A 22461-nucleotide genomic window follows, 5' to 3' on the forward strand; every position below is an offset into this window, starting at 1 on the left:
TCAGTTGACCACCGGCCTGTCGCTGACCCGGATCCGGTCGCCCGTGTCAAGGATCCGCACCGCCTGATAAGGCCCCGCCACCACCGAGTCGCCCTGGCTGACTCCGGCCACGACCTCGAAGTAGTCGCGGCCCGTGATCCCCACCTCAACCGGTGTGAAGGTCACGATTCCGCCCTCGATCGTGAAAACGCCCTCGACCGGCTCGGCCTCCTCCTCGGTGCTCGACAAGCTCCGATTGAGGCCGACGGAGGTCTCTTCCTCGTTGCCGTCGTCCCGCCTGATCATGCCGCCGTCCCCTTCGCGGGCCGTCAGGGCGATGAAGGGCACCGAGAGGGTGCCCACGCGCCGCTCGGTGACGATTTCCGCCGTAGCGGAGAGGTCGGGCCTGAGCTCGACCCCTGTGGGAGCGAGGGTGATCACGACCTCGAAGTCGATCGCCGCCTGCGTGCCGGTGTTCTGCTGCGACGGGGGCACGATGGCCGAGTTGCCGATCTCCGTGACCGTACCGAGGAACTCCATTTCGGGGAAGGCGTCGATGGCCACGACGGCGTCGTCGCCGATCGAGATGTCCGGGACGTTGGTTTCGTCGACCTTGACGACGACCTCCATTACCGAGAGGTCGGAGATGGTGAGCACCAGGCTTCCGGGGTTGTTCATCGTCCCGATTATGACCGTTTCTCCCTCCTCGACATTGAGGCGGGTGACCCGGCCGTCCATCGGGGCGGTGAAGACGGTCTTGGAGAGTTCCTCCCCGGCTTCGCTCACCGCGGCCTCGGCCTGCTCGACGCCGTGGCGGGCCGAGGACACGTTGGCCTCCGCGATCTGCAACTGCGTGCGTGCGTCCTCGAGCTGCTGGTCGGAAACGAGACCGTTGCCGCCGCGGGCATCGAGGCCTTCCATTCTTTCGAGAGCGCGCGTTGCGCTCGCGAGACTGGCCTGCTGCTGCTGGAGACCGGCGTTCGACTGGGCGAGCGCGGCCTCGGTCCGGTCTAGGGCGGCCTGGTAGCGGTCGGGCTCCAGACGCAGGAGCACCTGCCCGCTCTTGACGTAGTCGCCCTCTTCCACCAGAACCTCGGTGACCTTGGCGGAAACGTCGGAGCTGATGTCGACCGTGCGCACGGCCCGGATGTTGCCGCTGGCCTCCACGAACTGGAAGAGATCGCGGGCCTCGACCGTGGCCACTCGCACGAGTGTGCCGACCGAGTCGTCTCGGTTGCGGGAGATTACGGCGGCGGCGGCCAGAATGCCGACTATGCCTACGGCGATGATCGCCTTGAGTGTGTTGCTCATGTGCCTGAGGCTGGAGAAAATGGGGGGTCAGCGCAGCCGGCGACCGACGAACGCCTCGAGAGCCGTGACCGCGTCGTGATATGCGAACAAGGCGATGGCGCGGTCGCGTTCCGCCTGGGCGAACAGCGTCTGCGCGTTGGTTAGTTCAACGAAGGTGATGACGCCCAACTGGTATCTTTCCCGTGCCAAGGTGAGCTGGGTGTCGGCCAGATCCCGATTGCGGGACTCGAGCTCCGCGCTCCGATATGCCGTCCTGACGTTGCCGACCGCTATCAGGATGTCGGCGGTCACGGCCAGCTCCCGCTCGCGCAACTGGTGCGCCTGGTCCTGGCTCGCAACCCGAGCCGCCTCGACGTTCCTCTCCCTGCCCAGCCCCTGGAAGATTGGGACGCTCACATTGAAGGAGACGGACGGAGGAGAGCCTTGGAAACTGAAGGGGAACTGGGAGTTGGCGTCCTCGATTGCCCGACGGGTGGCGTCGGTGAACTCGATTCCCGAGCAGTCCTGGGGGGGGAGGGGACGGGCCAGGCGCGAGTAGAGATCGTTGATGGTCTCGCAGGAAGCCCGTTGAGAAGCGACCGCAGCTCGCGCCTGAGCGATCTGGCCGTCGACCGAGCTGGCCTGTCTGGTGAATCCGCTCCAGCCGGTGGAGACGGAAAAAGACGGCAGGTAGGCGGTCCTCGAGATCTCGACCCCGAGATCGGCCGCCTCCTGATTCGCTCGGCCGGCTATCAGTACGGGGTTCTCGACGAAGGCGACGTCGATGAGCTCGTGCTCTTCCCATAGCGGCTCCTCGAGCTCGAAGGTGGTCGTGAGCACGAACTCGGGATCGCCAGTGATCCCCAGTTGCTGGAGCAGCCTTCTACGGGAGGTTTCGACGGCGTTCCCGGCCTGGAGGACGCTCACTTCGGCGCGTCCAACCTGAACGGCGGCGGTTCCCACATCTATGGAAGTCACCGCGCCCACCTCGAATTGGCCCTCGGCCAGCTCGAGGTTCAAGGCCGCGTTTTCGAGCTGAAGCTCCGCGAGCCTGAGTCCCTCCATCTGGCGCAGAACATCCACGTAGGCCTGAGTTACCTGCGATACCAGGTTGTGGTTGGCCGTCGCCCCGGCGGCCGCGACGGCCTTGCGGTTCGCCTTGGCCTGAGCGGGTCCCTTGAGGCTGGCGAAGGAGAACCCCATCCCCAGGCTGAGTCCGTAGTTGGAGAAGTAGTACGAAGGCTGATTGGCGTACCCGAGGTCGCCGAGCGTGAGCGATCCGAAGCGCTGTTCACCGCCTCCCTGCCACGAGACGCCCGTGTTGGCGGATATCGACGGCAGAAATGCGGAATAGGCGTTCCGAACGTCCCAATCCGCCACTCGATGGTCGTTGGTGGACTGGAGGTAGGTCGGATTGTTGCGCGTGGCGATGCCGATGGCGTCGTCGAGGGTGAGCGGGCCTCGAGCTGTCGCCTGAGCGGCGACACCGGAGGCCGTGATCGAGAGAACGGCGCAAACGAACAGCGCGTGCCGACGGAGCGCCGGCGGCGTGGTGAGCATACGTAGAGGTTCCTTGGTCCTTGAGTCCCTGTTGGTTACGACTGTGGAAGGTACGGAGAGCCGAGGGGCATGGTTTCGGACACTCGGGGGCGAAAAACGCTGAGCGCTCCGGTCCCTACCTCGGTTCGTTCCGCCACATACCGGTGCTCCCGGATCTCGACCCGGATGACGCGATTCCGGGCGTCGAACCAGACGAAGTGTCCCTCTCCCATGCCCGCGAAAGCGACCTTGCGGGTTGGGAGTTCGACTCCGCCGACGGTCAACAGGTCATCCTCTTCCGCAGTGACCTCGATCCGCCCCGATCTGCGCTCGCCCGGGACGATTACCGGGACGACCTCCCCAGGCTCCAGAGCGGCCAGAAAGAAGTGATGGTGGGCGACCTGCGCCTCCAGCACCCGAGTAAGAGGATTGCCCGCGTACTCCCTCGTCTCCTGGCCGTATTCCGAAGTGTAAGTCGAATTGAAGCGAGGAGTCGAGAAGGCGGGGATCGATACGGTGAATGACTCGGGATCGCCCTCTAAAGAGAGCTCGTAGACCTCGCTCTCGCCGTCCGGGGCGCTCGCCCTCAGAATCGTGGTCCGGACACTGCCCCCGAGTTCCACTCTCGCGTTGGCCAGATACGCGCCCGAGGCGTCGCCGAGGCTGCGGATCACGAACTCCTCGGTACCGACAGGAACGCCTTCAACCGTTATGCGGAAAGCGCCCTCGTCCATCACCCCGACCTGCGACGCGTGGAAGCCCGTTCGCACGAAGGCGGGCGTCGTCGAGACGGAGGCGGCGAGCGGGATCAGCCATGCCGTCGCGTGCAATACCCTCCGGTTCGGTATCTTCATCCTCATGCCACTCCCTACGCTAGCCGTCCAAGCCGGTTCCTTTTCTCAATAGCCGCCGCCGGTGCCCAATTCACCAACCTCCGAACGAACGCGGTCGGCCCGCCGCCCCGGGCCGGTTCGACGCACCGTCGAAACCTTCGCCTGGCTGGGCGCCTGGATCGGAGTGGGCGGCCTGTCTCTCTGGGCCGCGCTCGGGTGGAGCGGCGCGCTCTTCGCTGCGGCGGCCGGAGTCGGGATCTTGGTGGCGGGACGTCTTCTGCTGAGGAATGTGACCTGGACTCTCGGGATCGCGGTTGCTCTCCTGGGAGTGACCGCAGCCTTTTGGGTCGATCACAGGGCGACGGAGACCGTTAACGGATGGGAGGCCTACTGGAACAGTCGCAGCGAGTGGCTTGAAGACGAGTTCAGGGAGCGGCTGAGCGATCGGGTCGCCGGTGCCTACGAAGCCGCGGTCGTCCTCCATGAGATGCCCGAGCTCAGGAGCGGGCCGGTGAGCACGGACGCTGCCGCCCCTCTCCGGACCCTGCGTTCGGAGGCCGGTCTGGCCGCGCTCGCGCTCTACTCGTCCACCGCCAACCTCCTTGCCTGGGACGGCGTGCACCGCGGACAGGTCCCGCCGGAGGTGCAGGGCGGTCTCAATCTCTATTCGTACCTGGACCAGCCCCTGTTCGCCTACCTCCATGTCGCGGCGATCACCGGCAGCGGGGAAACCGCAGTCGCGGCGCTGCTGATCCGAACGGATCTCTCGCCCGCTCTGGTGGCACGGCCGGGGGATTTCACAACCGAGTTCGCACGGGATGTGGGCGAGCGGGTCTCCGTGACGCGACCTGGGATCTCCGGCGAGACGACCTTCGACGTGACCTTGGGCGACGTTCGAGTCCCGATGACCCGGCCGGGATCCGGCCTAGCCGAGCCGGTCGCCGAGGGCGCGGTCGAGGGTACCGTGCTGACGTCGCTTCCCGACGACAGCGTCCTCTTCAGCGTCACGATCGACGAGCCCGTCCCGAACGAACGGGCGGCGCGCTTACTCGATCCGTGGCGTCTGCGCATCGCCGTCATGGCTCTGCTTGCATGGATGCTGCTCGCCGTCCGCGACCCGCGTCGCTTCGCGAAGGGGTCTTCGCGCAGGTTCCTCGGAGCGCCGGCGCAGGCGTCGATCCTGCTGCTGATCGCCGCGACCTTTCCGGTCGGCGAGTTCGCCGCTCTCTCCACGCTCTTCGATGTGGAGACGTTCCGACTGCAGGGGCCCGTGCCGATGACGTTGGGCCGCTTCATCATGGTGATCGGTGCCGTGCTCGCGCTGGCGGCGGCGGTCGGTCCGGTGAGGGCTCGCCTGCCGGCATGGCTCGTGACCATGGCTCTGGGGGTCGGGCTGTGGCGGGCGACGGTCTGGTTCCTGGACGGACTGGGTCCGCTCGGCCATGCGGACGGCAGGCTGAGCATGATAGGGTTCGCGGTCGCGCTCACAGGGCTGCTCACTCTCGTTACCGCGGCGGCGCTGGGGCTGGTTCGCGACAGTCTGCGCATAAGCGCCGAGCCGAGAAAGGCCCGCGGACGGCTGTATTTCGGCGTGGCCGGCGCTCTGTTCGCTCTGGCAACGGCTTCGGGCGGGGCGGCTCTGGTCGTCTATCTGGCCGTCCTGCCCGAGTGGTGGCCCGCTCTCTCCGCGCTGACGGGATTTGCGTTCGTGCTGGCACTCTCCGGCTTGGCGGAGAGAGGGCGTTTCGCGCTGCTGTGGGCCTCTGCGGCGGTCGTGGGGGGGAGCGCGGCGCTACCCATGGTGTGGTCGAGCGCCCTGCAGTCGGAGATAGAGGACGGGGCCGACCTGCTGAACGTGCTGGAAGCCGTCGACGAGCCCGACCTCGAGCAGTCGCTGCGAATCCTAGCCGAGTCGGCGGACTCCCTGACGGCGACGGGCCTTTCGGAGGTCGAGGTCATGTACGGGGCGTGGCGAGCGAGCGGACTGACTCGGTCGCGATATCCGCTGCGGATAGCGGTGAACGACCCGGCCGGGTCTTCCAGGGAGGAACTCAGGATCGGCGTGGAGACCGAAGAGCGCCACCGGGAGCTGATGGCTCTGGAAGAGGAGGCGATCGCCACCGCCGCGGGAGGCACCAGGGTCTTCGAACTATCCCGGTATGACGCCTACTACCTGGTCGTGCGCCCCCTTGTGAACGGCGCCGTCCTCACGGTGACCGCGGCGGCTCTGCCGGCGGGGTCGGTCCGCTCGACGCTGGGAGCCCTGGTCGGCGGCGTCCCGAGCAGCGACGGCTGGCCGATGGCGGGCGCATCCGAGCTCGTCCTGATCCCTCCTCCTCTGGAAGCGCGGGACTCGCTGGCGGACGGCCGACCTTGTGTCAGCGAACCGCCGAACTGGGCCCGGACGGAGACGGTCTGGCAGGTTACCCGCGACCTGTGCTTCGTGGACGATCTTCTGCACGCCCACTATCGCGTAGCGATGCCGGGTGCGCTCATGATCGCCGCGCGGGGCACCATCGTCTTCCTGATCGGCTTCGTCTTCCTCCTCGCGTTCTGGCTGATCGGGAGAGCGCTGGCAGGGGAGCTCGTTCCGGAGGGGTTGAGCGCCGGCTCTCTCATGCGCTCGTTCCGGGCGCGGGTGACGATGGCCCTCTTCGGCTTCTTCGTGCTCGCCGTGGCCATCTTCGGCACCCTCGCGTACCGCACCCTGAATCAGGCGGCGGTGCGGTCGGCCCGCGTCATAGCCGAAAGGGTGGTGTCGGATGCGGTCGCATCCTTCGCCGCCGTGGAGGCGGCGCCCGGCCAGAGAATCGAAGCCCTATCCCGCCAGGTGAGGGCGGAACTGCTAGAGTACCGGGGAGGGGAGCTGCGCGGCGGAGGATCGGTGTCGGAGCTGGTGGAGCTCGGCCTTTACGAGGGTTGGATGCCGATGCGGGAGCACCTCCGGCTCGACGGCAGCGAAGGCGTCGCCGGCCTCACCGAGACCTCGTTGGGGGACTGGCGCTACGTGACCGCCTACCGCCGGCTTCCCGACGGGGATATCCTCGGGGCTCAGGTTCCATTCCAGGCCGGCACCACGGCCATCCGGACCACCGACCTGATCGAATTGCTAGCCTTCGCCCTCCTCGTGGGCGCTCTGCTCTCTTTCTCGCTCGCCTGGTTGAGCGGTCGCGCGCTCAGTTCTCCCATGGAAGAGCTGCGCAAGGCGTCCGAGGTCGTGGGAAAGGGCGATCTGGCGGTTCGTCTGCCCGGCGAACGGAACGATCAGTTCGGCGTCGTCTTCACCGCCTTCAACCAGATGGTGAAGAATCTGGCGGATGCCCGTGACGCGCTGAACCGCACTACCCGACGCACTCAGGACATCATGAACGAGGCGTCCGCGGGGATGGTCGCACTCGACGACGACGCCCATGTGATCCTCGTAAACCCTTCAGCGGGCGAGATCCTGCGGAGGGAGATCAGGGTGGGAGACCCGGTCCCGGAGGACGGCGAGCTCGGCGAGGCTCTCGGACCTTGGCTGCGAAGCTTTCTGGCGGGTGACGAGGACGAAAACACCGCTGAACTGAAGGACGGAGAGCGGAGCGTGAGGGTCAGGGCGCGGCGGTTCCGTTCGCAGTCCCTCGACAGCAGGGGAGTGGTCGTGACGCTCGACGACATCACCGACGAGCTCCGCAGCGCGAGGGTGCTGGCCTGGGGAACCATGGCGAGGCAGGTGGCGCACGACGTCAAGAACCCCCTGACTCCCATGAAGCTCGCCGTTCAGCATCTCCGCAGGGCCTGGAAGAGGAAGGACGAGGAATTCGAGGACATCCTCATGCGCAACGTCGAGGTGATGCTTACCGAGATCGAGAGTCTGGCGACCATGGCCAAGAGCTTCCGCCGCTTCGACGTGCCGGGAGAGGACATCGGCGCACCGGTGGCCCCGGTCGATGCGGGCGATGTGGTGTCCGAGGTCGTGCGCCTCTATGGAAGTGGAGGCTCCCCGATTACCTTCCGGGCCGTGATCCCGCCGGATCTGCCGGCGGTTTCGGCACGACGCGACGAACTCAAGGAGGTGCTGGCGAATCTTCTGGAGAACTCTCGCCGGGCGGTTGTCGAGGACGGCGTCATCGTCGTGACCGCCCGGAAGTTCGGAGGCAAGGTCCTGATCGACGTGGAGGACGACGGCTGCGGCATACCTGAAGCGATACAGGCGCGCATTTTCGAACCGAGGTTCTCGACTCGATCGGGCGGATCCGGGCTCGGCCTCGCGATAGTCTCACGGATCGTCACGAGCTGGGAAGGTAAGGTCGGCGTCACGAGCACCGAAGGGGAAGGCGCGGCGGTGAGGCTGGAGCTCAAGATCTGGAGCGAGGATGCCTGACGCCAAGAGGGATGACCGACCATGACCGACCTTCCACTCTCCGAGTTCCGTAGGCAGGCCCGCCGAGTCGCCGAATGGAACGCCGACTTTCTGGAGCGCGTCGAGTCGCTTCCGGTCCGCGCACGGTCCGAGCCCGGAACGGTGCTCGCGGCGCTCGCTCCCGAAGCGCCTGAGGAGGGGCGCGGCTTCGACGATCTCATGCGGGAATTCGACGAGTTGATCGTTCCCGCGCTGACCCACTGGGCTCATCCCTCCTTCTTCGGATACTTCCCGGCCGGCGGGTCGGGCCCCGGCGCCCTTGGGGAGATGCTGGCGGCGGTGCTCAACACCAACGCCATGGTGTGGCAGGCCTCGCCGGCGGGAACCGAGCTGGAACTGGCGGTGACCGGTTGGCTCGGCCGGCTGCTCGGTCTTCCCCACGAGGTGGGCGTGATCAACGACACCGCGTCTTCGTCCACGATGCACGCCCTCGCGGCGGCTCGCGCCCGCGTCTACCCGGACGCGGAGGAGCGCGGCCTCTTCGGAGCGCCCAGGGGCCGGGTCTACGCCTCGGAGGAGGCTCATTCGTCGGTCGAGAAGGCTGCGCGCGCGGTCGGACTCGGGAAGCCGAGATCGGTGAGGACCCGCGCGAACCTGAGCATGTGTCCGGTCGCTCTGGAGGAGGCGATGCGGAAGGACGCGGAGCGGGGGGACCGGGCCGTGGCGGTGGTCGCGACGCTCGGCACGACCTCGACCGCCGCCATCGATCCCATAGCCGGGATCGCCCGCGCGGCGCGCGGTTTCGGCGCCTGGGTCCACGCCGACGCCGCTTACGGCGGGGTCGCTGCGATGGTCCCTGCGGTACGTCGCCGTTTCGCGGGCTGGGAGGACGTCGACTCCGTGGTCGTGAATCCGCACAAGTGGCTCTTCACGCCCATCGACTGCTCGGTGCTGTTCTGCCGAAATCCGGATGACCTTCGGCGCGCGTTCTCGGTCAGACCCGAGTACCTGGAGGGCAGGAGAGCGGCCCAGGGCGATCTTACGGACTACGGCCTCGCGCTGGGGCGCCGGTTTCGGTCTCTCAAGCTCTGGTTGACCCTCAGTTGCTTCGGACGCTCGGGCCTGGTCGAAAGGCTTGCCGGCCACATGGCGTGGTGCCGCAGTCTGGAGGGATGGATCGACGCCGAGGAGGGGTGGGAGAGGGTCGCCTCTTCGCCTCTTGCCACGACCGTCTTCCGCCGCCGGGGCGACGACGCTGGCAATTTCGCGATCCTCGAGTACGTCAACGATTCGGGGCGCGCCTTCATCACGCATACTCGAGTCGGCGGCCGGGTGGCGCTGCGCGTGGCGATCGGCAACATCCGCACCGAACGGCGTCACGTGGAGGAGCTCTGGGAGTTGCTGCGGGAGGCGGCGAGGGAAGTGGGGTAGATCTACGCCTCCGATTGTCCGGGCCCCCGATCGAGGGTGCGGAACTGGAGAGCCTCCAACACGTGTTCCTCGCGTAAATCCCGTTCACTCGCGAGGTCGGCCACCGTGCGGGCCACCTTGAGGATCCTGTGGTAGGCGCGCGCCGAAAAGTTGAGCCGGTCCACGGCCTTCTGGAGCAAATGCGCGACCGAAGGTGAAGGCCTGCACCAACGCCTGAGCGCCTTGGCGCCCATTTCCGCGTTGGTGGCGACCCGGCTTCCCGATCCCTCAGCGAGCCGCTCCGCCTGAACCTTGCGGGCGGCGATCACGCACCGTCGGAGCCCAGGACTCGACACTCCCGCGGCTTCCTCGACGAGTCGGTCGAAAGGTACGACGGCCAACTGCGCATGGAGGTCTATTCGATCGAGCAGAGGACCGGAGATCCTGCCCAGGTAGCGTCTCACCTGGTTGGGCTCGCAGATGCAGCGCCCGCTTCCGTCTCCCGAGAATCCGCACGGGCAGGGGTTCATTGCCGCGACGAGCATGAAGCGCGCCGGGAACCGTGCCGCCGCCCGAGCCCGGGATATGCGCACCGTCCCCTCCTCGAGCGGCTGGCGCAGGACATCGAGAACGGAGCGTCTGAACTCGGCGAGCTCGTCGAGGAAGAGCACGCCGTTGTGCGCGAGCGACGTCTCTCCCGGTCGGATCGGCGCCCCCCCGCCGATGAGCCCGGCGTAGCTGACCGTGTGGTGAGGAGATCTGAACGGACGCCGGGTGACGAGCGCCGCGCCGTCGGGAAGCTCACCGGCGACGGAGTGCACTTCGGTGGTCTCGACGGCTTCTTCGACCGAGAGCGGCGGAAGAATGCCCTCCAGCCTGCGCGCCAGCATCGTCTTCCCCGTGCCCGGCGGGCCGACAAGTATGAGATTGTGGCCGCCGGCCGCAGCGATCTCGAGGGCCCGCTTGGCGAGCGCTTGGCCCCTGACGTCGGAGAGGTCGGGAATGTCGGCGTCCCGGGTGTCGATGAGTCCGGCCGGATCGACCGACACGCTCGGCAGAGATGCGCCCTCGCAAAGGCATGCGAGCACCTCGGCGAGCGAGGAGGCGGCACGAACCTCTATTCCGCCGACGACGCTCGCCTCGGGCGCGTTGGCGGCGGGTAAGAACACGGTGGCGATCTCCGCCTTCGCGAACGCCGCCGTCATGGACAGGACTCCGCGGACCGGCTTCAGAGCGCCGTCGAGGCCGAGTTCGCCGACGAAGGCCCGCCCCTCGACAGCGGTACGGTCGATGACGCCGGTAGCGACGAGAAGACCGACGGCGATCGGGAGATCGAAGCCGGTCCCTTCCTTGCGGACGTTTCCGGGCGCGAGGTTGACGGTCACTCGGCGCACGGGAATGGGACGGCCCGTGTTGCGAAGGGCGGCGGCTACCCGTTCACGCCCCTCCCGCACCGCTCCTTGCGGGAGTCCGACGACGGTGAAAGCCGGCAGTCCCGCAGCGAGATTGACTTCGACGTTGACGATGAACGACTCGACGCCCTGGATCGCCCCGGTGACGATACTTGAAAGCATGCATCAAGGCTAAATGTTCGGGCGGGGCGTTCGAATGTCGTTTTGGGACGACGACGCGCCGTCGGTCCGTGGACCGGGTCGAACGGCCTCGACCCTACCGGGCGCCCGAAGCACGTTGCCGGCCCATGGTCGATCAAGTAGACTACCCGACCACGGTGAGCTTCCGTTTTTCACGTGGGCCGTCGCGGCGGCGGACGATATGGGCGCTCATCTTACACACGTCAGACAGCCAAGGAGGCGACAATGGCCGCGTACGTCTGCGAAGCATGCGGAATGAGCATCGGCACCATGACCTGCGGCAGGTGCGGCAAGGAGCTCGAGCACGGGACTCTCACTCTTGAGAACGGTGGCTCGGTTCAGGTATCCGAGTGTCCCGAGGGGTGCGGCAAGGTCAAGTCGCCGATGTGCTGCGCGAAGGACATGACCTGTTCGACGTGAGCCCTTAGGGACCTGACCGAGCTCTCGAGCACGTTCCGCTCTCGACGCTCGCGCGGAAGGATTCGCAGGTCGTGAGTGCACGTCCCGCCCGGCCGTCTACCTTGGGATGCCCCGGCTGAAAATGACCTCGAGATTCGGTCCCACCGCCTCTTGGTCCACTTCCGAGGGCGGACCGTCGAGAATGGCGCGAATCCGGCCCGTCTCGGGATCTCGCAGGATCGTCATGGGCGTGTCGGAATCGCGGTCGAGCTTCGCCGAGCCCCTCGGGCCTCGGAGGGTGATCTGTGCCAGTTCCTCCTTCCAGGTCACCGGCACCGAGAAGGTGAACCCGGCTCCGGCATCGCCGGCGTCCGCGATCTCCGCCATGACGAAGGATATTGAAAACAGCACGGATCCGTCGGAGTCCTTGCCGCTGATCGACCAGGGGCCGCCGGTCCGGGGCAGCGAGGGCGAGGCGTCAAAGAAGAAGGAAGGCCTGAGGTACGGGGCGCCGTCATCGTCGAGACCGCCCCATACGAGGAGGATGGTATCGGAGGCGGTTCGCGATTTTCCGAGTGCGGAGATGTCGTTATCGCTTGTGCGCGCCATCTCCGGGCCCGAGGCCGTTACGTCCAGCCTCGGCATGGCGAACGCACCGCCGGGGACGCCGATCAGGGCGAGCGCGGCGGCCCGGATGCCCGCTCTCCACGCCCGATGCCTCGCGCGCCTTCCTCCATGCGGGTGGAGTACGGTGCTCATGCGGTTCGGTTCTCCATGGGGCATGACTTATATTGAGTGATCCTGCCGACCCGCGGTAGGGCGACCGGTCGCTATGGGGGACGTTTCGTTATGAGGCTGACAGCCCGTGGACAAAGCCTCCTGCGGAAGCCCGCCGCCGCATCCGCGCCGGTCCGGGTCGCTCTTCGGGCGATTGGTCGTGCCGTTCGTCCCTCGTTGCGCCGTGCGCGGCAGCTACATCGCTCCGGGTGCTCTCGCGAGCTTCGCCAAATGCTGCTAAACGCCGAAGATCGAGCGGTTCCTTGAGCACGGAGGCCCAGAATTTTCCAGTGACCGCCGAGGCCGACGTCGACTCCAATCGGCCCCCGGCTGCCGAGGGTTCGTTCCGAAGGGCGCGGAGCTCATCCGATGGCATCGACTCTCGCCAGCTCGCCCGTCACTACTCGCGCTTCAGCGTCACGAAACGGGTACTGCTGACCGGACATTCGCACCAGGCGTGGCCCGACCTCGCGTTCGAGGCTCAGGCCCAGGCCTGGCTCGATGCCGCCGAGCTCGTGGACCACAAGTGGGACCGGGCGTTCGCGGTGGCGGACGAAGTTCGGGCGGGATACCGCCGACTCCTGGACGATCCGGACGGCCACATCGCCCTCGGTCAGAACACGCACGAACTGGTGCTTCGATTTCTGTCGGCTCTGCCCCTGCGAAAACGTCCTCGGCTCGTTACCACGGACGGCGAGTTCCACTCCATCCGACGGCAGCTCGACCGGCTGGCGGCGGAGGGTGTCGAGATTGTCCGGATACCTGTGGACGGGCGGGCGTCGATAGCCGCGAGAGTGATCGAAGCGGTCGACCATCATACCTCGGCGGTGCTGATTTCATCCGTGTTGTTTCGGGATGCCCGGATCGTGGAAGACCTTGATCGTGTGGCTGCGGCTTGTGAACGCGTGGGGGCGGAACTTCTAGTGGACGCCTACCACTCGCTCAATGCGGTGCCGTTCTCCGTCGTCGACATGCGCCTGGAGAACGCGTTCGTGACAGGCGGCGGCTACAAATACTGCCAAATGGGCGAGGGGAACTGTTTTCTTCGGTTTCCGACCAGGTGTTCGCTGCAACCTGTGATCACGGGATGGTTCGCGGAGTTCGGCACGCTGGCGGAAGCCCCGCGCGGCAGCGAGGTCATCTACGGCGGAGGCCACCTGCGCTTCGCCGGAAGCACCTACGATCCGGTCAGCCACTATCGGGCGGCCGCCGTGTTCGGGTTCTTCGATCGCCAGCGGTTATCCACCGAACGCCTGCGCGAGGTTGGTCTGCGGCAGATCCGCCGGTTGGCGGCGGGCGTGGACGAGCTCGACTCCGATCCGTCGCTGCTGAGCCGGGACCGGTCGATGCCGCTGAGTAGCCGGGGCGGTTTCCTGACGCTCCTTTCGCCCCGGGCCGGCGAACTCTGTCGAGCCCTTAGGGAGCAAGGAGTCCACACCGATTTCCGAGGAAGTACGCTGCGCCTGGGCCCGGCCCCTTACGTCACCGATGAGCAGCTCGACGATGCGGTCGCCGTCCTCGGGGAGTGCCTCAAGGGGATCCGCTGTGACCCGGCTCCAGGGAAGCGACGGGCGGCCGCCGCTCGCTAGCTCGGTGCGGGTGAGTCGGGAAATGGTCCCTGGCAGGCTCGGTTCGGCAGGGCGGAAATCCATCGGCTGACCGACGATGACGGTTGACCGGCGGCGGTCCCGATCGCAAGATTGCGGTCAGCCACTCAAGAGACGTCAATCGATGCCGAACAAGCCGCGCGGTCACGGAGAAGCTCCCGGTCCCATCGCCTACATGGCGGGAAACGGTGTCGCCGCCAACCTCCTGATGATCGCCATACTCGTCGCCGGCGTGGCGTCTTTGCTTGGACTCGAGCTGGAATCGTGGCCCACGGTGCCCTTCAACCAGGTGGAGGTCTCCGTGGCCTATCCGGGCGCCTCCCCGGAAGACGTGGAGGAGGCCATCGTCGCGAAGATCGAAGACGAGGTCGACGGGTTGGACGGCGTGAAGTCGGTGAGATCGGTTGCCGCCCCCGGCATGGCTTCGGTCAGAGTGGTGATGCGCTCGGGCACGGACATGAACGACGCGCTGGCCGATGTCGAGGCGGCGGTCGCTCGCATTCAGACTTTTCCGGGCGAGGCCGAACGTCCCCAGATCCGGGAGCTGACCAACGCGCTGAGCGTCTTGCGCCTGATCGTCTACGGCGATGTGAGCGAGCGGTCGCTGAAGGGGATCGCGTACGGCATCGAGGACGAGCTCGCCGCGCTGCCCTCCGTCTCACTGGTGGAGACGAGCGGCGTGCGCAACTACGAGATCTCGATCGAGGTGCCCTTGCAGCGACTGCGAGCCCTCGGTCTCACGCTGGAAGACGTTGCCAACGCCATTCGTCGCGGCTCGCTGAACCTGTCCGCCGGAAGCATCGACACCGAACAGTCCCGGGTCCGGGTACGCACGCTGGGACAGAGCTACGATCAGCAGGACTTCGAGGATATCGTCCTCATCGGCCGCACCGACGGCGCCGCGGTCCGGTTGGGCGATGTCGCCGACGTACGTGACGGGTTCCAAGCCACTGGTCTGATCGTCAGGCACGACGGCTTGCCGGCGGTCTTCATAGAGGTCTCGAGGGCCGACGGGGAGAGGGTGATGAACGTGGTGGGAGCCGTTCGAGGCCACCTCGCCGACGAGGTCGTCCCCTCCCTCCCGGAGGGTGTGAACGTCACCATCTGGAACGACGAATCGGGCGCATTCGAAGAGCGTGCCGCCATCCTCATCAAGAACGGTCTCATCGGGCTTCTGCTTGTACTGATCGCTCTGGGGCTCTTTCTCGAACTCCGGCTCGCGTTCTGGGTGGCGGTCGGTCTCGGGATTTCGGCCGTCGGCGCCTTGGCCGTCATGTTCGCGTTCGACATGGCGATCCACGCGGTCTCCCTGTTCTCGTTCGTCCTCGCCATCGGGATCGTCGTCGACGACGCGATCGTCGTTTCCGAACACGTCCATCTCGAACGAATGCGGGGGACGCCGGGCCTGGCCGCGGCGATTCGCGGTGCGCGACGGATCAAGACGCCCCTCATCTTCGCCGTGCTCACGACGATCGCCGCGTTCGTCCCACTACTCTTCATCCCGGGGGGCGTGGGCCAAACCTGGAAGCCGCTTCCGACCATCGTGATCGCGATGCTGGCGATCTCCCTGATCGAGTCGCTTCTGGTGCTGCCCAACCACCTTTCCCTCCATCTCCAAGGCCCGGACTGGAAACCCGGAACGCGCTTCGAGAGATTCGTGGTCGGAAATCAGGGTCGCGTCAATTCTCAATTGGCGAGGTTCGTTCAGGGTCCGCTCCACCGGGCTGTGAGCGTCGCGACCGACCGACCCGGATTGACGCTCTCGGTCGCCGTCGCGCTGCTCATCGTGTGCGGCGCCATGGTGCCGGCCGGCATCGTGCGGTTCACGTTCGCGACGGAGGTCGAGGGGGACTTCGCGATCGCCACTCTCGAGATGCCCGACGAAACCACGGCCGAACGCACCTACGAGGTGGCGCGAGAACTCGAGGCGGCAGGCCACCGGGCTATCGAAGCCCTCTCCGAAGATCGGCCCGCCGATGCGCCTCCGCTCCTGTCGGGCGTCATTATCACCGTGGGTCAGCGGGCGGGGGCCGAAGGTGGCGGTCTGAGTCCCAACCCCAACCTCAACCCCGAGGCCAACGTGGCCACCGTTTCGCTGAAGCTTCTGGAAGCTCAGCATCGGACCATTCCCACGGGAGAGGTCGTACAGGCCTGGCGCGAGGAGGTGGGCGCGCCGCCCTACGTGCGCGGCATAACCATCAGCGGCCAGATCTACACTTTGGGCAACCCCGTCGAGGCAGTGCTCTCCCATTCGGATCCGGAACGACTCGCCGTCCTCGCGACCTCCGTCGTCGACGGCCTTCGCGAGGTCGGAGGCGTCCACGACATCCGTTCGGGCGTCACGGCCGGCGTCCCGGAAATCCAGCTCGAACTCCTGCCCGAGGCGAGAACGCTCGACCTCACCCTTGCCGACCTCGCCTCGCAGACCAGAGGCGCGTTCTTCGGCGCGGAAGCGTTGCGCGTCCAGCGCGGCCGGGAGGAGGTTCGCGTCTACGCGCGGCTTCCCGAGGACCAGCGCAACTCGATCGCCGACATCGAAGGCTTCCTCGTGCGGACGGCGAGCGGCGCCGAGGTCCCGGTCAGCCGTGTAGCCGCGCTGAGTCTGGGCAGGTCGCCGACCGCCATTCATCGCGAGGACGGCAAGCGGGTCGTCAGGGTGACGGCGGATGTGGATCCGGCAGTGATCTCCGGCGGGCGGGCCACCGGAATTCTGGAAGACAGGATCCTGGCGCCACTGGTCGCCGAGGACCCCGAATTGAACTACACCTTCGGGGGCGAACAGCAGGAGCAGCTGGAATCCATGAACGCGCTGGGCCCCGGATTCGGAATCGCGATGATCCTGATCTTCTCTCTGCTGGCCATTCCCCTACGCTCCTACACCAAACCGTTCATCATAATGGCCGCGATCCCGTTCGGGCTCGTCGGGGTGATTCTGGGCCACTGGATTCTGGGCGTCGCCCTGAGCTCCGAGTCCTTCATCGGGCTCTTCGGCCTGGCCGGCGTCGTGGTGAACGACTCGCTCGTGATGATCGACTTCATCGACCAGGAACTCGAGAAAGGACTTCCCACCCGGACGGCGATCATCGAGGGAGCCAAGGGGCGGTTCCGTCCGATCATGCTGACCTCTCTGACCACCTTCCTCGGCTTCACGCCCCTGATCCTGGAAGACGCGATTCAAGCGCAGTTCTTCGTCCCCTTCTCGGCTTCCGTCGGGTGCGGCGTCCTCTTCACGACGGTCATCCTGATGTTTCTGGTGCCGGCCCTGACCTCGGTCCGGCTGAGGTGGGTCGCGCACCGGGAAAGGGCTCGGAGTCGCCCCGATGTCGGTGTCGGCAAGGCGGTCGCTTCCGCAGCTCCCCGATACCGCCGGACATGGCCCTGAACGGCCGATCGTTCAAGGTGAGGCCGCTGGCCGTCAACCCGACAGAAACGCCGCGAAGAGCAGCAGCCCCATCAGGCCCGAGTACGCTCCGCTCAGCAAGACGCATTTGAAGAAGGTCCGTACCCAGCCCTCCCGGTAGAAGCGGCGAAGGCCGATCAGGAGGTAGAACCAAGGTATCACGAGGAAGACCGTTCCGATCAGTGCGGCCACCGCGTTCGACCTGAACAGCATCAGGGCGCCGCCGCACAGTGTGAGGAGAGCGAAGCTGAACGTCTGAACGTGCATGGTGAAGACCAGGTGCTCGATCAGGAAGCGCTTGTGTCTGAGATGAAACAGCTTCAGCATGACGGCCAAGACGGGCAGAAGGATGAACATCGCGACCGGCATTCTGCCGAGCATGTCCTGCCAAAACGTGTCCGCGTCGTGGGCGAGGGCGATCAGGCTGCCCGCCAGCTGGCGGGCCAGGATGGTGTCGAACCCACCGTCCTCGTCACCGGCGTCATCGTTGTCATTCTCCTCCTCGGCGGAGTCCTGGTCCTCGACGCTGTCGGCGTCCGACCCGTCGGTGGAGTCCGGGGTCGATGCCTCCACGTCCACGAATGGCCCGGCCGTTTCCGTGGCCGAATCCGCCACCTCGGCGACCGTGCCACCGTCCGTGTCGACCATCTCCGTTCCGGCCTCGGAGGATGCCGTAGCGGCGTCCGCGACGTCGTCGGCAGCGTTCTCCGGGCCGGCGGTCGTACCGTCCTGCCCGAAAATCACCAGAACCAGGTAGAGCAGATCCTTGGACCACTCGCCCTCGGGCCGGAAGAGCACGTCGTCCATTTGCGAGGCGCGCCGCGGTCCGACGAGCTCCTTCACCTTGCTGACCTGCGCCGGATCGACATCCGCGGTCCTCGGCGCCTGTATGGGCTCACCGCCGGAAGTGAACGCCAGGTCGGGTTCCGGTCCACCGCCAAGGGAGCCGTCGAAGAAGATCGAGAGTACCATGAAGCAGAGGAAGCTGGCGAAGAGGTAGAGACGCACCGGCGACGTGTAGCGGGCCCGTCGGTTCTTGGAGAACTCCTCCGTGAGCGAGCCGGGGCTGAAGAAGAGGCGGCGCAGCGTCCTTGGTACCCGACCGTCCACCTCGAACGCCTCGCGCACGAACTCCCACACCACGCTCAGCAGCGGGCGGACCAGGTTGCTCGAGCTCTGCCCGCAGCGCGCGCAGAAGCGATCGGCGCGAACCCCTCCGCAATTGAAGCAGAGCTCGGTCGGTGCGGACACGGCGGCCGGTAAGGAGTCGCGTGGCGTCTTGGGCATGGCTAGGTGATGACAGTTCCCGACTTACGGGGTCGGTGTCGAAAGCTAGAGTGTCGACAATACCCAAGGTGCGTCAACGCTGCGGTCTCGTCAACGGAGGGGACCGGATGCGACGCCCGCATCCCGCCGGGCTGGCCTCGGGGCCGGTGACGGCGGTAGGTTTCACCTCGTCACTCCCGCCAGCAACCTCAACGGAGGTCCCGATCCATGCACCGCTCGAGAATCGCCAGCTTTTTCGCGCTTCCGGCGATAGCGTTTCTGACGCTGTCCAATTCCGGAATCGCGTCCGCACAGTCGACGACCACCAATCCGTTCCGGCCCGTCTACGGCTGGGGTGAGCTGCCCGAAGGCAGGACCTGGGGCTCGACGAGCGCCGTCGAAATCAGCCCGGAAGGCAACGTCTGGGTGGCCGAGCGCTGCGGTCGCAACAGTTGCGTGGGCTCCGACCTCGACCCCGTCCTTCTCTTCGACACGGACGGCAACCTGCTGCGCTCGTTCGGCGGCGGGCTGATCGCATGGCCGCACGGCATCGACGTGGATCACGAAGGCAACGTCTGGGTCACCGACGCCTGGGCCGCCGGAGCGGAGACCACCGGCCACGCCGTCCTGAAGTTCTCGCCCGAGGGCGAGCTGCTCATGACGGTCGGCACCCCTGGCGAAGCCGGTGATCCGCCCACCCACCTGACCCGCCCGTCCGACGTGGTCGTGGCCCCGAACGGTCAGTTCTACGTGGCCGACTCGCACGATCGCACGAAGGGACGCATCATCCGTTACGACACCGACGGTTCCTGGATCGAGACCTGGGGCGAGCTCGGCTACGGACCCGGGCAGTTCCGCGATCCGCACGCGCTGGCGATGGATTCGCAGGGCCGCGTCTTCGTCGGCGACCGTTACAACAACCGCATCCAGATCTTCGACCAGGAGGGCGACTTCCTCGCAATCTGGACTCAGTACGGACGTCCGAGCGGCCTCTACATCGATGCCGACGACAACATCTATGTCGCCGACTCGGAGTCGAGCCCCGCGCCGAACGAATTCACCGGTCAAAGGAACGCGGGCTGGGAGAAGGGAATCCGCATCGGTGACGCCCGCGAGGGCTGGGTGCACTACTTCCTCCCCGACGACATAGCGAATCCCATGGGTTTCAGCGGCCCCGAGGGTGTGGCCGTGGACCACGACGGCAACGTCTACGGCGCCGAGGTCTCGCAGCGGCGGATCACCAAGTGGGTGAGGTTCCGAAGATAGTGAAGCGGCACATTGCCGCCGGGCCGGCGGCGGCGTTCGCACTCGCCTGCTCGTCGACTCCCGATCCTGTCTCCGTCGTCGAAACGACCATCCCGGAGATTCGGGACTCGGTGCTTTCGGGCGGAACCACGTGCAGGAACGTGGTCGAGGCGCATCTCGACCGGATCGAGGCGTACGAGGAGCGGTTGAACGCGATCACCGTCGTGAATCCGCGAGCTCTCGATCGCGCGGACGAGCTCGACGATGCCATCGCCCGAGGGGAGGGTGCCGGACCGCTCTTCTGCGTGCCCATGCTGGTGAAGGACAACTTCGACACCCACGACCTGATGACGACGGGCGGGTCGGCGGCCCTCATGGGCAGCCTGCCGCCCGACGACGCCTTCATGGTGAGGCGCATCCGGGAGGCGGGCGCGATCGTGATCGCCAAGACCAACATGGCCGAATGGGCGTTCAGTCCGCGGCAGTCCGTCAGCTCCTCCTTCGACACCACCCGCAACGCCTACGCTCTCGACCGCGTGCCTGCGGGCTCCAGCGGAGGGACAGCCTCGGGCGTCGCCGCGAGCTTCGGGGTGATCGGCCTCGGGAGCGACACCGGAAACTCCATCCGGGGGCCGTCTTCCCGGCTGGCCTTGGTGGGCATCCGCTCGACGATCGGACTCACCAGTCGCGATGGGGTCGTCCCGCTCTCCTTCGACCGCGACATCGCCGGGCCGATGGGGCGGACCGTGGAGGACGTGGCCCGCGTCTTTTCCGTCGTCGCCGGATACGATCCGGCCGACCCCTATACCGAGCCGGCCCGCGACCGTCTTGCGGAAAACTACCTCGAACGGCTCGATCCGCGCGGTTTGGAAGGTGCTCGCATCGGGGTGCTGCGAGCCCTGGCGGATCCTGAGGAGACCGATCCGGAAATTGCTCGGCTCTTCGAGAGCGCCTTGACGGATCTTGCCGGACTGGGGGCGGAGATCGTCGATCCTCTCGCGTTCGACGTGCGCGCGCAGCTCGAGCGCGAAGGCATGTTTTGCAGACGCTTCCGCTTCGACATGCGGGCGTACCTGGCCTCACTGGGCGCCGCCGCTCCCATTTCAGACGTGATCGAGGTCCTGGAGACGGGTGACTTCGGAGAGGACGCGGAGCGGTCGCTGCGCTCGTACGAGGACGCCGTTTTCGACCTCCATCCTTCCGAATGGGATCCTCCCTGTCCCGACTACACCGACAACGCGGGACGCCAGGCGTACCTCGCCGACCTCGTGTCCGCCATGGACTCGGCGGGAATCGACGCCCTCGTCTATCCGACTTGGCTGAGCCTGCCCGCGCACATCGACCGGGCGAACGAGGAATACTCAGGCGACAACTCCCAACGTGTCGCACCTGCGACCGGAATGCCCGCTATCACAGTACCGATGGGCTTCACCGGAGCCCACCCGGCCGGACTTCAAATTCTTGGCCGCCCCTGGGACGACGGCCTGCTCTTCCAGTACGCCTACGCCTACGAGCAGGGCACGCTCCACCGCCGTCCGCCGCCCGGATTCCCCGAACTCGCAACCCACACGTCACTTCGTGAATAAGGCAGGATACCCATGCGAACCAATGCCTTCGCCCTCGTGCTGGCACCAACCACCGTCCTCCTCACCGCCTGCGGTACGTGGAGACGCTGGGACGGCGCGGCGAGGGTCCCGGCGAGTTCACCGAGGCGGAGGCCGTCGCTGCGCTGCCGGGCGGGCGCCTTGCCGTGCGCGATCCCGAAAACCAGCGGGTGACGGTATTCGGCCCCGGGCGGGGCGAGATCGCCGAGTGGAGGTACACCGGGACCGTCTCCTCGTTCTTGCCTCTGTACGTGGACACGCGCGGCCGGATCCATCTGGTCGCCGGCGACCTGTCCCGCCTGGATGAGCTTGGCACGGAGATCATCGTTCTGGCCCCCGATGGGACGCATCTCGACACCCTTCCCGAACCCTCGAGCGACTACGAGGCGCCCTTCGTGAGGGCGGAGGCGCCCGGCGGCCTGCGAGTGACCTACGGCGTTCCCTTCAATCCCCGGTTTCACTGGACCATTCACCCGAGCGGCCACTTCCTCACCGGCCTGTCTTCCGACTACCAGGATCGACCTGGCGCGGGACGATGGCGTCCTCCGGATCGAGCGCAAACAGGGTCCGGTCCCGGCATCGGACGCGGAGCGGACCCATGCGCGCGACCTCACCGTCTCGCGCATACGGTGGTCGCTCCCCGGCTGGGACTGGGACGGCCCGGCAATCCCGCGCCACAAACCGTTCTTCCGCGCGTTGCGGGCTGGCCGGGACGGGCGCATCTGGGTGCGCCTGTCGACCGAGGGACGCCCGGTGGACAACCCGGATCACGACCCCGACGAACCGGGCTCGTTCGCCGTGACCTGGGAGGAAGACACCCGGTACGATGTCTTCGAGCCGGACGGGACCTACCTAGGCGTCGTAGTCGCGCCGCACGAGTTCACGAGCTTCCCTGTGCCGGTCTTCGGCCGCGACCATGTGTGGGCGGTCAGTGTGGACGAGCAGAGGGTGGAGCGGGTGGTGCGGTACCGAATCCTCACCGAAGGTTCCTGAGTCCGCCCCTGCAGCGGTTCGAGTCTCTCCGCATCGGACCTTAGCCGACATCATAGTTGCCATTTCCGACACCAGATGTAAGATAGGTTTAGGCTTCGCGTGACGCTCGCCGCAATCGGCAAGTTCCTCGACTCCCTTGACCGGACGAAAGCGCCCGCTTGCCGATTCCTCCTGATGGTAGCCTC

General features: G+C 66.6%; 14 protein-coding genes. 8 read left to right on the plus strand and 6 right to left on the minus strand.

Going from position 1 to position 22461, the window contains the following annotated elements; genetic code table 11:
* Genes J4G12_02415 through J4G12_02425 form a run of 3 tightly spaced genes read right to left on the minus strand, consistent with a single transcriptional unit; the run spans position 1 to position 3662 of the window.
* The gene (locus J4G12_02415; GenBank protein ID MCE2454658.1) at positions 1-1290 is read right to left on the minus strand and encodes an efflux RND transporter periplasmic adaptor subunit; all 1290 of its coding nucleotides are present in this window, start codon (positions 1288-1290) and stop codon (positions 1-3) included.
* A 27-nt stretch (positions 1291-1317) separates the two neighbouring features.
* Complete coding sequence (locus J4G12_02420; protein MCE2454659.1) at positions 1318-2829, minus strand: TolC family protein; 1512 nt, start codon at positions 2827-2829, stop codon at positions 1318-1320.
* A gap of 35 nt (positions 2830-2864) precedes the next feature.
* The gene (locus J4G12_02425) at positions 2865-3662 is read right to left on the minus strand and encodes a hypothetical protein (GenBank protein ID MCE2454660.1); all 798 of its coding nucleotides are present in this window, start codon (positions 3660-3662) and stop codon (positions 2865-2867) included.
* A gap of 61 nt (positions 3663-3723) precedes the next feature.
* On the opposite strand from J4G12_02425, the gene J4G12_02430 reads away from it, so the two are divergent.
* Both J4G12_02430 and J4G12_02435 read left to right on the plus strand, forming a co-directional pair.
* The gene (locus J4G12_02430; GenBank protein ID MCE2454661.1) at positions 3724-8004 is read left to right on the plus strand and encodes a HAMP domain-containing protein; all 4281 of its coding nucleotides are present in this window, start codon (positions 3724-3726) and stop codon (positions 8002-8004) included.
* 21 nt (positions 8005-8025) lie between these two features.
* Positions 8026-9414 (plus strand): amino acid decarboxylase, encoded by a 1389-nt coding sequence (locus tag J4G12_02435; GenBank protein MCE2454662.1) that lies wholly within the window; start codon positions 8026-8028, stop codon positions 9412-9414.
* A gap of 2 nt (positions 9415-9416) precedes the next feature.
* On the opposite strand, the gene J4G12_02440 is transcribed toward J4G12_02435, so the two are convergent.
* Entirely contained in the window at positions 9417-10967 is a 1551-nt protein-coding gene (locus tag J4G12_02440; protein ID MCE2454663.1) for a YifB family Mg chelatase-like AAA ATPase, read from the minus strand.
* Positions 10968-11210: 243 nt separating this feature from the next.
* On the opposite strand from J4G12_02440, the gene J4G12_02445 reads away from it, so the two are divergent.
* A complete protein-coding gene (locus J4G12_02445; GenBank protein MCE2454664.1) occupies positions 11211-11405 on the plus strand; it encodes a hypothetical protein in 195 nt (64 codons plus the stop codon).
* Between the two features lie 96 nt (positions 11406-11501).
* On the opposite strand, the gene J4G12_02450 is transcribed toward J4G12_02445, so the two are convergent.
* Positions 11502-12143 (minus strand): hypothetical protein, encoded by a 642-nt coding sequence (locus tag J4G12_02450; GenBank protein MCE2454665.1) that lies wholly within the window; start codon positions 12141-12143, stop codon positions 11502-11504.
* A 392-nt stretch (positions 12144-12535) separates the two neighbouring features.
* On the opposite strand from J4G12_02450, the gene J4G12_02455 reads away from it, so the two are divergent.
* A complete protein-coding gene (locus J4G12_02455; GenBank protein ID MCE2454666.1) occupies positions 12536-13750 on the plus strand; it encodes a kynureninase in 1215 nt (404 codons plus the stop codon).
* A gap of 142 nt (positions 13751-13892) precedes the next feature.
* Complete coding sequence (locus J4G12_02460) at positions 13893-17150, plus strand: efflux RND transporter permease subunit (GenBank protein ID MCE2454667.1); 3258 nt, start codon at positions 13893-13895, stop codon at positions 17148-17150.
* 33 nt (positions 17151-17183) lie between these two features.
* Here J4G12_02460 and J4G12_02465 read toward each other — a convergent pair whose 3' ends face one another.
* The gene (locus J4G12_02465) at positions 17184-18455 is read right to left on the minus strand and encodes a DUF3667 domain-containing protein (GenBank protein MCE2454668.1); all 1272 of its coding nucleotides are present in this window, start codon (positions 18453-18455) and stop codon (positions 17184-17186) included.
* Positions 18456-18662: 207 nt separating this feature from the next.
* On the opposite strand from J4G12_02465, the gene J4G12_02470 reads away from it, so the two are divergent.
* From J4G12_02470 to J4G12_02480, 3 genes are all read left to right on the plus strand, one after another.
* Positions 18663-19700 carry a hypothetical protein gene (locus J4G12_02470; protein MCE2454669.1) on the plus strand — a complete coding sequence of 346 codons (1038 nt, stop codon included), beginning with the start codon at positions 18663-18665 and terminating at the stop codon, positions 19698-19700.
* A gap of 11 nt (positions 19701-19711) precedes the next feature.
* Positions 19712-21265 (plus strand): glutamyl-tRNA amidotransferase, encoded by a 1554-nt coding sequence (locus tag J4G12_02475; protein ID MCE2454670.1) that lies wholly within the window; start codon positions 19712-19714, stop codon positions 21263-21265.
* Between the two features lie 771 nt (positions 21266-22036).
* Positions 22037-22276, plus strand: coding sequence for a hypothetical protein (locus J4G12_02480; GenBank protein MCE2454671.1), 240 nt, complete (start codon positions 22037-22039; stop codon positions 22274-22276).
* Positions 22277-22461 lie beyond the last annotated feature (185 nt).

It is taken from the genome of Gemmatimonadota bacterium, assembly GCA_021295815.1.
Lineage (GTDB): Bacteria > Gemmatimonadota > Gemmatimonadetes > Longimicrobiales > Gaopeijiaceae > JAGWBQ01.